This window comes from uncultured Porphyromonas sp., from assembly GCF_938039215.1.
Lineage (GTDB): Bacteria > Bacteroidota > Bacteroidia > Bacteroidales > Porphyromonadaceae > Porphyromonas.
The window spans coordinates 1-13,933 of record NZ_CALHVI010000015.1 but is presented as its reverse complement, the minus strand read 5'-3'; the positions used below and the strand labels follow the sequence as shown (position 1 = coordinate 13,933).

General features: G+C 57.0%; 10 protein-coding genes. 8 read left to right on the top strand and 2 right to left on the bottom strand.

Features of this window, described 5'->3' with window-relative positions; translation table 11 throughout:
- Positions 1-15 precede the first annotated feature (15 nt).
- The 8 genes from Q0336_RS01800 (at position 16) to Q0336_RS01765 (ending at position 11,482) form a co-directional block, all read left to right on the top strand.
- Complete coding sequence (locus Q0336_RS01800) at positions 16-3,372, top strand: SusC/RagA family TonB-linked outer membrane protein (protein ID WP_298524916.1); 3,357 nt, start codon at positions 16-18, stop codon at positions 3,370-3,372.
- A 165-nt stretch (positions 3,373-3,537) separates the two neighbouring features.
- Complete coding sequence (locus Q0336_RS01795; protein WP_296940062.1) at positions 3,538-5,064, top strand: RagB/SusD family nutrient uptake outer membrane protein; 1,527 nt, start codon at positions 3,538-3,540, stop codon at positions 5,062-5,064.
- A 16-nt stretch (positions 5,065-5,080) separates the two neighbouring features.
- Complete coding sequence (locus Q0336_RS01790; protein ID WP_298524913.1) at positions 5,081-6,073, top strand: putative zinc-binding metallopeptidase; 993 nt, start codon at positions 5,081-5,083, stop codon at positions 6,071-6,073.
- Positions 6,057-7,106 carry a DUF4302 domain-containing protein gene (locus Q0336_RS01785; protein WP_298524910.1) on the top strand — a complete coding sequence of 350 codons (1,050 nt, stop codon included), beginning with the start codon at positions 6,057-6,059 and terminating at the stop codon, positions 7,104-7,106. Before Q0336_RS01790 ends, Q0336_RS01785 begins: the two co-directional genes overlap by 17 nt.
- The gene (locus tag Q0336_RS01780; RefSeq protein WP_298524908.1) at positions 7,084-7,752 is read left to right on the top strand and encodes a hypothetical protein; all 669 of its coding nucleotides are present in this window, start codon (positions 7,084-7,086) and stop codon (positions 7,750-7,752) included. Before Q0336_RS01785 ends, Q0336_RS01780 begins: the two co-directional genes overlap by 23 nt.
- A 5-nt stretch (positions 7,753-7,757) precedes the next feature.
- Positions 7,758-8,933 (top strand): DUF4856 domain-containing protein, encoded by a 1,176-nt coding sequence (locus Q0336_RS01775; RefSeq protein WP_298524905.1) that lies wholly within the window; start codon positions 7,758-7,760, stop codon positions 8,931-8,933.
- A 45-nt stretch (positions 8,934-8,978) separates the two neighbouring features.
- Entirely contained in the window at positions 8,979-10,526 is a 1,548-nt protein-coding gene (locus Q0336_RS01770) for a fibronectin type III domain-containing protein (protein ID WP_298524902.1), read from the top strand.
- A gap of 8 nt (positions 10,527-10,534) precedes the next feature.
- Positions 10,535-11,482, top strand: coding sequence for a hypothetical protein (locus tag Q0336_RS01765; protein WP_298524899.1), 948 nt, complete (start codon positions 10,535-10,537; stop codon positions 11,480-11,482).
- A gap of 464 nt (positions 11,483-11,946) precedes the next feature.
- On the opposite strand, the gene Q0336_RS01760 is transcribed toward Q0336_RS01765, so the two are convergent.
- Both Q0336_RS01760 and Q0336_RS01755 read right to left on the bottom strand, forming a co-directional pair.
- Positions 11,947-13,095: a DNA polymerase III subunit delta gene (locus tag Q0336_RS01760; RefSeq protein WP_298524896.1), complete on the bottom strand. Its 1,149-nt coding sequence runs from the start codon at positions 13,093-13,095 to the stop codon at positions 11,947-11,949.
- A gap of 20 nt (positions 13,096-13,115) precedes the next feature.
- Positions 13,116-13,724: an aminodeoxychorismate/anthranilate synthase component II gene (locus Q0336_RS01755; protein WP_298524893.1), complete on the bottom strand. Its 609-nt coding sequence runs from the start codon at positions 13,722-13,724 to the stop codon at positions 13,116-13,118.
- Positions 13,725-13,933 lie beyond the last annotated feature (209 nt).

Genomic DNA, 13,933 nt, shown 5'->3' with positions numbered 1-13,933 from the left:
GCCTCTTAGCTAGACATGAAGCAATCACTTAGATACATCATACGCCTTGGCCTCCTGCTCCTCCTTGCCCTTCCCCTCAGTGCTCTGGCACAACAAGCGAGCCTGATCACGGGTAGTGTACGCAGTAGCCGTGGCGAAGCCTTAATAGGAGCCAGCGTACGCCTTGTGGGGACAACGCAAGGCACGCTGACGGACAGCGTAGGGAAGTTCACCATCACCGCCCGCATAGGAGATACTCTACTCGTGACTAGTGTGGGTATGCAAGCCAAGAAAGTGAAGATCCATAGCGCACGGCTTACCATTACCCTCGAGGAGGACAACAAGCTCATCGAGGATGTCGTCGTGACGGGCTATCAGAAGATCCGCAACCGAGTCTATACGGGTGCCGCCTCATCGGTGAAGATGCGAGACATCCACCTAGAGGGGACACAGGATATATCTCGTATGCTCGAAGGGCGTGTACCAGGCTTATCCATCCAGAGCATTTCTGGTACATTCGGTGCTGCACCTCGCATCAATATCCGAGGGGGAGCATCTATACTAGGTAATGTACAGCCCCTTTGGGTCATCGACGGAGCGGTCTATGAAGACCTCGTGCACCTTAGCCTCGATCAGCTAGCATCGGGAGACGCAGCGACGCTCATCAGTTCGGCTGTCTCAGGACTCAATGCCTCCGATATACAAGACATACAGGTACTGAAGGATGCTTCTGCTACCTCTATATATGGAGCACGAGCACTCAACGGGGTGATCGTCGTGACGACTAAGTCGGGACGTAGGGACACACCTCTGAGGGTAAGCTATGCCACGGAGAATACTATGCGCCTCAGACCCAGCTATAGCCAGTATGACCTATTGAACTCACAAGAGACGATGGGGATCTACGAAGAGATGAGACAGAAGGGCTACTTCAGCCTAGCTAGCTCACTCTATGGCCGTCGTGGTGGGGTGTACCATCTACTCAATAGGGCGCTCTCCGAGTACGATCCCGAGACGGGGACTTATAAGCTAGAGAACACACCAGAGGCACGTAGAGCCTTCCTAGAGCAGCACGAGCGAGCTAATACCGATTGGTTCAGCGAGCTCTTCCGCCTGACACCTACGACGAGCCACACCGTGAGCTTCAGTGCGGGTGGACGGAGTAGTGCCACCTATGCTTCGCTGGGCTTCTTCTATGACGGAGGCTGGACGATAGCAGATCGGGTACAGCGCATCACGGCCAATCTCAAGAATACCTTCTATCTCGGAGATCGCCTGCAGGTCACACTATCCGCTCAGGGGAACATCCGTTCACAGAATGCGCCAGGCACCCTACCTCAGCGCAAGAATACTACGCTGGGGACCTTCGAGAGAGACTTCGATATCAACCCCTTTAGCTATGCTCTGGGCACAAGCCGTACGCTCCTACCTTCGGAGCGGTACCGCAACAACTGGGCACCTTTCAACATCCATCAGGAATACCGCTCCAACCACATGGACATCGGGGTGCTCGACTTCAAGGCTCAAGCTGAAGCCAGCTACAAGGTCCTACCGCATCTTGAGGCCCGTGCCCTCGTCTCCACCCGACAGGCCTACACCTCTATGGCTCACGAGATCACGGAGCGATCGAACCAAGTCCTTGCCTACAGAGCCATGGAGACCCCTGAGGTAGCCTCGGCCAACATCTACCTGCTACGTGACCCCGAGCATCCCGAGCGCCGTCCCGAGGTTGCTCTGCCTCATGGGGGGATACTTAAGAAGGATGAGACGAGCCTGAAGAGCTATCTCATGCGTCTGGCTCTGGACTATGACCGCCATATAGGCCCCCATGATATCAAGGCCTTTGGCTTCACTGAGATCCGCTATGCCGACCGCTCGCATACTCCCTTCACGGGCTACGGTGTGCAGTACGATCGTGGTGGGCAGATCAACACGGATCCTCGCATATTTAGTAAGCTCCTTCGTGAGGGGGAGGATTACTTCGCTTACTCTAGACGCTATGACCGAGGTGTGACGTTCTCTGCGAGCACCACCTACGGCTACGACGGGCGATATATCCTCAATGCCCTGATCAACATGGAAGGGTCAAATGCTTCGGGGCGCAACGCTCGTACCCAATGGCTTCCCACATGGAATGTCGGGGGGAAGTGGAACGTCGACCGAGAAGCCTTCTTCCATCCCTCTTCCCTACTCTCCCGTCTGGCTGTGCGCATGAGCTACGGACTCACCGCCAAGATGAACGAGGAAGCTGTCAATGCGAACTCGGTCTACCAAGGTGGAACGACCTCGCCTCGTCGCTATCAGGACCGAGAGAATGCCCTACGCATTCGCCACCTAGAGAACCGTGATCTCACTTGGGAAAAGATGTACGAGCTCAACCTGGGCCTCGAGACCGCTTGGGCTGGTGATCGTGTACGAGCTACGGTGGATCTCTACCAGCGTAATGCCTTCGACCTCATTGACCTTGTCCGCACATCTGGTATCGGGGGGCAGTACTACAAGTATGCCAACTTCGGGGATATGCGCACCCAAGGGATCGAGCTCTCACTCAGCACGACCAACATAGAGACGAAGGAGCTCTCGTGGAGCAGCAGCCTTACCCTCAGCCTCATGAACCAGAAGATCACGAGACTGCGTAATACCCCCAACGCCCTAGACATGGTCGCTGGACGTGGCCGAGGTAATCTCGTGGGCTACCCCAAGGGTTCGCTCTTCTCCTACAACTTCCAAGGGCTCAATAGTCACGGGCTTCCCACCTTTGACTTTGGACTCTATCCCACCAATCATGGTGAGGATGCCAACGTCTACAGTGCAGACTTCAGTGACACGCAGTACACCAAGAGCTACCTCACCTATCACGGGCCTATCGAGCCTCAGGTCATCGGTGGGCTATCGAACACCCTGCGCTACGGTCTCTGGGATCTCACCCTCTTCATCACGGCTCAGGCGGGCAATAAGATCCGACTCAACCCCACCTTTGACCCCACCTTCGCTGACCTCAATGTCTTCTCAGGAGAATACCGCAATCGTTGGATGAATCCTGGGGACGAACAGTATACCGATGTCCCTACCATCCCTTCGCAGGATCTAATCAATGCGGTGGGTAGGGAGAATATTGAGCGTGCCTATAGCACCTACAACTACTCCCAGCTGCGAGTAGCCGATGGTAGTTTCGTACGTCTGAAGCATGTCTCGCTGGGCTATCGGGTCTCCGAGGCCTTCGCTAAGAAGCTTCGTCTACACTCAGCTAAGCTACAGCTTAGCCTGACGAACCCCTTCCTCATCTACTCCGACAAGCGTCTACGTGGACAGGACCCAGAGTATTATCGTGCAGGGGGGGTATCTCTACCCACTCCTAGACAGTACACGCTCTCGCTACAGATAGGATTTTAAGACAGGGGTATCGACCCTGCCGTAGGTGCACCTTGGGACTTCCAATAGAAACTCTTCAGAGGCAACAATAGAAACTCCCCTGAGGCAGCAATAGTACCTATCGAGAGGTTACAAACGAACCTCAAGCAGGGTCTGCCTTCTACTTCAAAGTACGTATAGACAACGATGATAAAGCGATCACTACTACTCGTCTCCTTAGCCCTCCTGCTCGGTGGCTGTCAGGGATACCTAGATAAGAACCCCGATGCCGCTCTAGACATCAGTATAGACACCGAGGACAAGCTCCAAGAGCTCCTCACGGGAGCCTACCCTACGGCTAGCTACATCCCCTTCCTAGAGCCCCGTACAGACAATGTCGAGGAGCGCGTCAATGGTATTCAGACCCGCCTAGGGGAGTCCATGTACCTCTGGGAGGATTACGACCAAGAGGATCTAGACACTCCACTAAGCTACTGGCGGGAATGCTACCGAGGGATTGCCCAAGCGAATAAGGTGCTGGAGCTCCTCTCGACCTTCCCCAAGAATGAGCGCACACGTGCTCTCTATGGTGAGGCTTTCCTCCTAAGAGCTTACCTGCATTTTATGCTCGTGAATATATGGTCAGAGCCCTACGGACGCTCTGCATCCAGCCCCGGCATACCCTATCTAACCAAGCCCGAGAAGCATGCCTTCGTGGACTACAAGAGAGGGACAGTCGAGGAGGTGTACACCTTGATCGAGCAAGACCTCAAGAGGGGGATCTCCCTCGTCTCTGACCGCTACTATCAGCAGCCGAAGTACCACTTCTCTAAGCGAGCAGCCTATGCCTTCGCCTCCCGCTTCTACCTCATGAAGGGGGACTGGAAGCAGTGCATCGCCTACGCCGACTACGTGCTAGGCAATGCCCCAGGGACGACGCTACGTCCATGGATCAGCTATCAAGAACAGCTAGAGGGACGCAGGGAGCGACTGCACGAGATCTACTGCTCTCCCCAGACAGCGGCTAACCTGATGCTTGCCTCTACGGAGTCCCGTCTCTCCCGCTCGATCGCCACCGATCGCTATGGGGCGACTGTGGGAATCGTAGACAAGATCTTCAAGCGAAAGACCATCAAGGATGACGACCAATCGGGAGATGCGACCCTTATCTACCCCTTCGTTTATGCCCCTGAGCCCTATCGCACGACACGCTATCTAGCTAAGTTCGACGAACGGGCTACCCAGCAGGAGACTTCCGAAGTACACCCCCGAGGATTAGCAGTGACCAATGTCCTCTTCACCACGGACGAAGTCCTACTCAATCGTATGGAAGCCTACACCATGCTAGGCGAGTATGATCGTGCCATCCTAGACCTCAAGGCCTACACCCTGAGCAAGCTCGGCTACGAGCCAGCTGTCCCAAACGATAGCTACACGCAGGGCTCGACCTCCGACTATGCGCTCTATGCTCCCTTCTATGGACTTACGGTTCGTCAGCTACCGATGATACGTACCATCCTGCACCTACGTCAGATGGAGTTCTTCGAGGAGGGACTACGTTGGTTTGACCTGAGGCGATTCAATATCGAGGTCACACGCAGCTCTAAGAGTAGCTTCTACCGTCCACTCAAGAAGGACGACCCTCGCCAGTGCCTCCAGCTCCCCACCGAAGCCATCACCGCTGGCCTAGAGCCCAATCCAAGGGAGGGCAACAACCATCGTATTCGTCACTAAGCATCCCCCAACGATGATGAAACAATCCATATACCTCACCCTCACACTTGCCCTCGGCTTGACCCTAGCCTCTTGCTCGAAGGATCAGCTCAGTGGGCGGAGCGTCCTGCCCCCAGTGAGCGAGCAGCAGAGCGAGCTAGACCGCTGGTGTCAGGAGCATATCACTCGCCCCTACCAAGCCGAGGTTATCTATAGATGGGATCGCAACCATGCGGAGCGATCTACCCACACCTATCCCCCACGCCTCGAGCAAGTACGCCCCGTACTCGAAGCTCTGGAGGCAACGGTACTCAGCCTCTACCGAGACAAGCAGTTCTTCACCAGCAGAGACTTCCTCCCTGCCCATCCTCTACTGCGCATTTACCTCTACGGTGGTGCCAACAGAGACGGACAAGGCGTAGATCTGCTCTTCAATCGCAAGGCCCCCTCCATCGAGCTATACATATATAATGTAGACACCTTCTCCCCCACTAATCCCGTGGAGGTGTACCGCCTCGTCCGTAGTGCTCAGCACCAGATCGGCCGACATCTCATGACCATACATCCCTACGACCATGACCGCTTCCTATCGTTGGGGCCAGACCGCTACAGCTCGACCACTGAGCCCTTCGCCGATGCCTATCGTAGCTATGAGAAGTCAGGGAGACTTAGAGAAGGTCTTGGCCTGAATAGGTATGCCTACAGCAGAGGTTTCTACTCCATCCTCGGGATGCTGGGTGCACGCGAAGACCTAGCAGAGATGTACAGCGTCACACTCACCGAGACCCCAGCAGCCATCACTCGAGCAGAGCAGGATGCAGCTATCCCTGATGACGCAGACGGCGACGAGGTGGCTAAGCGTCGCTATGCCGAGGAAGCCAAGATCGCTCATGAGGCCTTCGTCCAGAAGCGTGCCTTCCTCACCAAGTACATTGAGGAGGCTTGGCGCATACCTCTTCAACGCCTCCAGCTACAGAGCCTTCAGCTCATGAACCAGTATCTCGACAAGCATCATGCGACACAGCCTTAGCATCACCTTCGCCCTAGCGGCAAGCATCCTACTAGGGGCATGCTCTAAGGATGATCAAGTCTTCCCCAATACCCCTACCGAGCGAAGCCTTGCACGACAAGACTCGCTAAGAGAGGTATTAGTCTCCGCTCCCCAGGGGTGGGAAGTCCTTTATTTCCCGAAGACAGATTCCCTGCTCTTTACCAACCCAAAGGAGGAGATCAACCAGCATAAGTTCCCCAACCAACTCGGTTACGGAGGCTTTTACTATCAGATGACCTTCCACAGAGATGGTACTCTTGAGCTACAAGGGGACTACACCGGTGGCTCCGCCAAGGCCGTCCAAAAGTCTACCTACGAACTTGGTCAGGCTGCCTATACTCGCCTAAGCTTCACGACCGGTAGTTACCTCACCGAGCTGATCGGGGAGCGCTACGAGGGGGAGCTAGACTTCCTCTTCCGAGGGACAGACGCTGATGGGCAACTGATCTTCGAGAGCCCTCGTACGACGAAGCCTGCATGCTCCTACTTCATTCTTCGTAGGATCGCTAAGGACGTAGACCGCTCAGCTCGCCTTGAGAGAGCCGAGGGACACCGCATAGCCTTTGAGCAAATGCGCAATCCTCAGATACGTATCCATCAGGGAGGACGTACGCTCTTCCTGAGCAACTACATAATGAAGTATAGCACGAGGAACGAACTCACCTCCTATGGACGCAACCTCGTCGCCCAGCGGTACGCACTCTTCACAGCTGTTAGCCGCAAAGCCTTGATTCCCGATGGACCTCCACAGGCGATCGTGGGGCTAGGATCGGGCTATGTGGGTACCCCCGAGGGGCTCACCTTCCTCACAGGTATCCGTTATAGTTCGAAGTACATCTTCTCAGACTTTGAGCGCAAGGGAGACCGCTTCTTTGCCGAACTTGTCGAGGTGTACGATGCTCCCTACCGCACGAGACGCTTAGTGAGCCGTCACCTTCACCCCGAGGGAGTAGAGACTGGCATCATCGCCGAGCTCTACGATGATCCCGATGCCACTCATGATTACTACTAATGCGATCACCACGATGAATAGACTTCTGCAGAGCCTAGTAGGGCTCACAGCACTCGCCCTCGTAGGGTGCAAGCACACCCCAGTGGACTATCCCACGGAGGACTATGATAAGCTCTTCCCATTCCGTGGGGTAGAGCGTCCAGACGGTCGCTATGAAGATATGACGATCCTCTCGGGCAACCCCGAGACGACTCCCAGCACCTTCGTCTATCCAGGGGTGACGCTTCCTGGCACACCTCGCACCTACCGAGTCACCTTGACCTACTCCTTCAGCGAACCAGCGGATCTCCATCAAGGAGGCTTGCGCAAGCAGAGCGAAGTGCGCTCACGCTATGTCGTTCGCTATGTCGGAGCAGACAAGCTGCTGCACGAGCTGGGCACAGAGAAGACCCTTCAGAGCCCCAACTTGATCCCCAACGACGGGAAGGAGCATACCCAGACGCTGACGCTTAGCTCTGGTCAGCCCCTTTTCCTCCTCGTCAATGGCACTGCTGCCCGTGGCTCCACGATCCACGTCTCCCTACAAGCAGTCTCTACGGATGGCATCTTCGCCACACCGGTACTAGAGACACGCCAGACACAGAACTACGATGAGGGTGAGGCACGCTTGCCTGCTCCCTTCTGCAAGTACATTATACTTCCTTAGTGCAAATGAAGCCTTATACCTCAAGCCGCTCTTGGGCACTCCTCTTGGCACTCACCACGCTTACCCCAGCCTGCTCACGTTGGGAAGGGGAGGTGGTCGAGAGCCAGTACCAGGCTCCACTCGTCCCTGATCCCACTTACACGTTTAAGCGTCAGGGGACGAGCAGTGTAGACCTACTCCTACCTCAGCAGGCAGCTTCTGCCTCTGAGACGCTTTACTCACGATTCCTTCGCACAGCCTATATCCTCAATGGCGCACGTTGGCAGGAGCTCAAGCAGCTCTTTGCCCAAGGGGGGAATAATGAGATCGCCCTAGAGCCCCTCATCGCTTCCTCCGCTCAGCAGAGCAAGTATCGCTCGGTGATCCTGTCGGACTTCGCCGAGACCCTAGACGATGTGCGCAGAGCCGCTGGCTACGACGGAGACACGTATGCTACCGAGCGGTACAACCGCAGAGCCAGCGCTGGACAAACGGGATTCATCGGTTACAACCAAGGGGACAACGATCGCTTCTTCGTCACTGCCGATGGCTTCGCACCCTCGGAGGTTTACCGAGGGATGACCTTAGGTGCCGTGTACCTAGACAAGGCTCTTGGGGAATACCTTGACGAGAAGTTCCTCACCGACAAGACGCTTATCCAGGCACACGAAGCCCCACAGCTGGTCCCAGGGCACAGCTATACGGCGCTGGAGCATACATGGGATCTGGCCTACGGCTACTACCTACAAGCCCAGAAGCTCCTCCAGTCCAACAGCCTCACGGGACTACGGGGATCGGAGACGAAGCTCTTCAATGCCTTTGCCCTTGGTCGCCTCGCTATCACCGAGTACCGCTACGAGGAGGCTCTGTCGCACCTACGCAGCATCCGTACGCTACTGGCGCAGGCAGTCGCTGCCCGAGCCCTAGAGGAGCTCGTGGGACGGAACACCCTAGCCAACCTCAACGAACGCCCCGAAGATGCCTTCCGCTTCGTCTCACGGGGTGTCGGCTACCTCTACGCTCTACAGTTCACTCGTCGCCCCAGTGGTGAGCCCTACCTTTCGCACGAAGAGGTCAAGCGTCTCATCGCTTCCCTCCGAGCAGGCGAAGGGCTGTGGGAGGGCTCGCTCAGGGAGCGCCTAGACCAAGTCGCTCGCAGTATCTCCTCGACCTTTGCCCTTAGCCTTCCCTCCAAGGGCTAAGCGCACCTCCCCTAGATCTACTAGATAATGACGCTATCGCAAGAAATGAAACAGAATAGACTCAGACAGGCTACCCTTGCTCTGGTGCTCCTACTTGGATCTACCAGCCTATGGGGGCAAATGAACCGCAATAGACCTACGACTCGTCCTGAGACTGTAGGGGCAAGTATCTTACCCAATGGAGGGCTCGAGGATCCTGCGGCTACCGCTCTTCCTCCCATGCCTTCCCGCCCAAGTGACTACCCCGAGGAATGTATCCCGAGGACACCCGACGATGTCTTCTATGAGGACGAAGAAGAGAAGGAGGGCGGTATCTACGAGAAGATCATAGAATACGGCGACGAGCACGGCATCACCTACACGGAAGAGCAGATCGCCCGCTTCAAAGCCTACGTCGAAGCCTACGTCGCCTACCTCAAGGCCCTGCAGGCCTTTGAGAAGGCTCGACCCACTGGCTGGTGGCTCTACCCCTCGCACAGCACGACATCCAGCAACCAGTTTGCCCGCACCTTCACCGAGGCGCATGGCGGGAAGGCGGCGATGAGGATCTCGGGCTACTTCAGCGTCGATCACCAGATATACACCTATCCCGATCCCCTTCCCGTCCGACAGAAGGCCAAGTACCTCGTCTCTTACTGGTACCGAGGCAACCTCCCCAAGTCCGACGAAGGAACCAATCGCCTAGCTGCCAAGCTCGCTGTCGTCCGGATCACGTGGATCCCCAAGGCAGGTAAGGCACTCATGCTCGAAGGGAAGGAACTCGCTCCCGCAGGGAAGTCTTGGGTAGACGCTCGGGAGGCACAGAAGGAGCACGCCAAGGACGGCTTCTTCAATCAGCTCATCGGCATGGACCTTAGAGGGAGCGAGATGAAGACGTGGAGAGAGAAGTACATGGTCGTCGAAGCTCCCGAGAACGCAGAGAAGATGACCTTCGAGCTGGTATTCCCACGCAACGAGAGCGACATCGCTAACTACCTCCTCGAATTTGACGATATCTCCATGACCGTGATCAAGGGTGCCGAAGGGGAAGACGAGCCTCAGAAGCCCAAGCCCAACGTCCTTGCTCCTCCCACGCGACTTCCTCAGCCTTACCTCCAGCGGGAATGCAACCTCACCTGGACCGCTAGCGAACTGCAGGGCGCTACCTACGAACTCGAGCTGGTACAGAAGCGAGGGAAGAACGTCCTCAGCACGAAGACGCTCTCCACGGACAAGACCTCCTTCTTCCTCGAAGGGCTCGAGCCAGGCTACACCTACACGGTGCGCCTAAGAGCACTAGCCGATGGGGTGTACTCCGATTATTCGCTCCCGCTCACCCTCGAGACGCAGGGGCTTGGGGAATTTCCAGGTGGGGAAATCCCCTTCCTCTACTGGATCGCTGAAGATGGCTCTTGTCCGCAGCGTCTACCGCTTCACTACATGGAGCTACGGAATCCCGAGGCGAAGTGCCTCTATTATATTGACGATGTGCTGACCGAGCCCGAGGGGCGCATCCTTGTCTTCCCCTCCACGGGCGAACATTCGCTCCGTGTACAGATCGTAGAGGCTCCCGAGCGCACTTGGGAGCTGGAGTACCTCGTCACCGTCAAGTAAAGCCTCCGATGAAAAAGATTCTATTCCTACTTAGCCTCGTCCTCCTTGTCGCCTCTTGTCACAAGGAGAACGACCGTCCGATCCTCCCGCTCCGTCTCGGCGAGGAGGATGCCAAGGAGCTCCAACTTACCCAGTCCGAGACACGGATGATCCTACTGAAGGGCGGCGACGGGAAGTACTCCGCCACGATCGAAGATGCCCGCATCGCTTCTTCGAGCATTAGCCGAGACACGCTCCGAGTCTCGGGGCTACTCTACGGCGAGACCTCGCTCACGCTGCGCTCCCACGACGAAGTTCGTCGGGTGCGGGTGCTGGTCGTCCCTCCTCCCTTTGCTTCGAATGAAGATGTCGTGACGCTCCGTCCGGGCGACGACGTGCAGACGCTTAGTCTCTCGGGGGGAGGTGCACGTGCGAGCCTCAAGGTCGAAGATCCCGAGAAGGCGGCGGACATCGTCTGGCAAGCTGAGACGGGTCTAGTCAAGATCAAGGCCAAGTACGAAGGGGACATCAAGCTGATCGCCACCAGCGAGGACCGCAAGACGACTAAGGAGATCCTCGTCAAGGTCCGCTGTGCCGGATCGGCCGACCGCTTCGGGGTCTACATGACCAATTCCCGCCAGCTGAGCCAGCTCTTCCCCTGCAGGATCATGGTTCGCCTCAAGGGGAAGTCGGTACGCTTCAGCGAGAGCGCCATCCCTGTGCTGCGCACGAAGAAGGGCTTGACTCCCGAGTCGCAAGTCAATCGAGTGCTCACGCTCACCCCCGAGATCGTTGCCCCCGTAGTTGGCGAGGCCCGCAAGGTGAAGATCGACTGGCTGGATGCGAGCATCTTCTACAAGGAACATCCGCTCAAGCGTGAGGGTGAATACACCGTCTACGTCGAGGAAGTAAGGGATCGCCAAGTCGTACTCCGAGGGCGAGGCTTCAAGATCGTCGCTCCTTACCGCAAGGACTAGCCCCTTCGCATCCAGCCTCACCGCTGGATCTTTCCCCGCAAACGAGCCCCTCGCCTAGCGCAGATACTGCTAGGCGAGGGGCTTTATTTTTCTCCCCGCCTTTGCTCGAAGGGGAAGCTCCTTCCGCTCAAACATGTTTTTCCTTCCGCAAGGAAAGCAATCGCCCTGCGGAAGGCGGAAAATTTTCCAACGCTGGAAAATCTTTTTTCCTGGGCAGGAAAGTTCCTTTTCCTTCGAAGGAAAAAAGATCGCCCTCGGGAAGGAAAATTGCTTCCTTCCCGAGGGCGAAAAATTTGCGTGCGCACGCAGAAAAATTTCTATGCGCACAAAAATAAATTTCCGTGCGCACGGAAATATTTTTTTGTGCGCACGGAAATTTATTTTCTTCCGCAAGGAAATTTTGCCCCTTCCGCAAGGAGATTTAACCCACTAGGGAATAGCGACTTAGCGAAGAACCAAAAGAACTACCTTACCCCCGCCTGCTTGTAGCTCGGAGCAAGCGTCGACGTTAGGCGAAGAAGCAGGTCGAAAAACACCATCTTCGACTGCACATTCTGCGCCAAATGCCGGCGTGCTTCATCCAGCTCGGCCTCCACCTGACGGACGTTCTGACCCGTGATGCAGGAGCGGAGGTAGCGGGCGATCCCCTCTTCGCGCGTCGTCAGGTAATTGATCTCAGCCAGCTGCAGGTTGAAGAGGTAAAACTCCCGGAACATCCGCCCAAGGTATTCGAGCACGTTCGACTGCTCCTCCTTCGTCAGCGAAGAGAGATCTTCCGCGAGCGCCTTCATCTCCAGCGGCTGCGCATTGACCGTCGCACGCAGGATCCTTTGTAAGAAGACAAATTCCTCACCGAGCTCCGCCGCCTTGCCTTGGTACAGATCCAGCGCCCGCCGATAGTTGCCCTCGGAGAGGTGGGCGGCGTAGAGCGCATCGGCATCGGCGGAATCGCTGGGCGTGGAGCGAAGGGCCGCTTCGATCTCAGCCTCCGACAGGCGCATGAGGCGAAGCGTCTGCATGCGACTGCGTAGCGTCGAGAGCACGCCTTGCTCCTCCTGGGTCACCATGAGGATGATGGTGTGTTCGGGTGGCTCTTCGACGAGCTTGAGGAGCTTATTCCCCAGCACTTCCTGCATGCGCTCGGGGAGCCAAATGAAGAGGATGCGGTAGCCCCGCCCCGAGCGGTGGAAGCCCATCTTCTGCTGAAGAGGCTCGCCTTCTCGGGCGAAGATCGAAGCCTTCTTCCCATCCCCGCCGACGATCCCTAGCCATTCGTCGTAGCGGGCGTAGGGGCCGAGCTGGAGGAAGCGTCGCCAGTCCTCCAGATGGTCTTCGCAGAGGTTCTTGCCCGAAGCATTGACGATCGGGAAGAGAAACGAGAGGTCGGGATCCCCCACTTCGTCGAAGCGACGACACGAAGGGCAATGCCCGCAGGCATCGTCTTCGCCCCGCTCTTGGCAGTTGAGGTAGCGGGCATAAGCGTAGGCTAGGCTCAGCGCCCCTTCGCCGTCCCTGCCGACGAAAAGCTGCGCATGCGGGACTTGCCCCGCACGTGCCGAACGAACGAGCTGTGCCTTGATCTTCTCTTGGCCGATGAGGTCTCGGAAATACATAGTGCTGTGGGATGAAAGACTTACGGATGAAGGGCGCGTCGACCGACCGCCTCGAGGAAGCCCCCAAGATAGCGCTCCCCGCCGAAGGTGATCATGCTCTCGGGATGGAACTGCACCGACCAAATGGGTCTGGTGCGATGACGAAGCGACATGATCACTTCCGCCTCCCCTTCGTCACAGCTGTAGCCCGTCACGACGAAGCTCTCGGGCAGGGAAGAAGGCTTCACCGCCCAGCTGTGGTAGCGCCCGATGGTGCTCCCCTCGGGGATCGTGCCCACCACTTCGTCCTCGGAGTCGATCCCGACAAAGCGTGAGGCGTGCCCGTGAAGCGGACGGGGAAGCTGAACAAGTTCGCCGCCGAAGAACTCCGCCAGCGCTTGGTGCCCGAGGCAGATGCCGAAGATGGGCAGGGCGTGCTCGACGGCATAGCGGATCGCTTCCCTCGTGCGGGGATATTCGGATGGGATGCCTGGCCCCGGCGAGAGGATTAGCCCGTCGTAGCGAGCGAGCGCTTCCACACGTAGCTCCTCTTCGGCGACCACGTCGAAAGTCAGCTGAGGCAGTCGGCGAAGGATCTCGACGACATTGTACACGAAGGAGTCTCTATGGTCTACGACTAGTATATGCACGGCAGGGGATGCTTAGGGCGGAGCAAATATAGCTATTCCAGAGGGAATGCCCTCGGATCTGCTGGGAGAATAACGAGGGCGAAGGCAGGGCGCTTCGCCTCGCTCCCCACCCCGCCTTCTCCGCCCGCCCCAAGAGGCAAAAAAACGACCTACGGTAGGTCGCCTCCAAAACCTACTGTGGGTCGCCTCACCGACCTACCGTAGGTCGC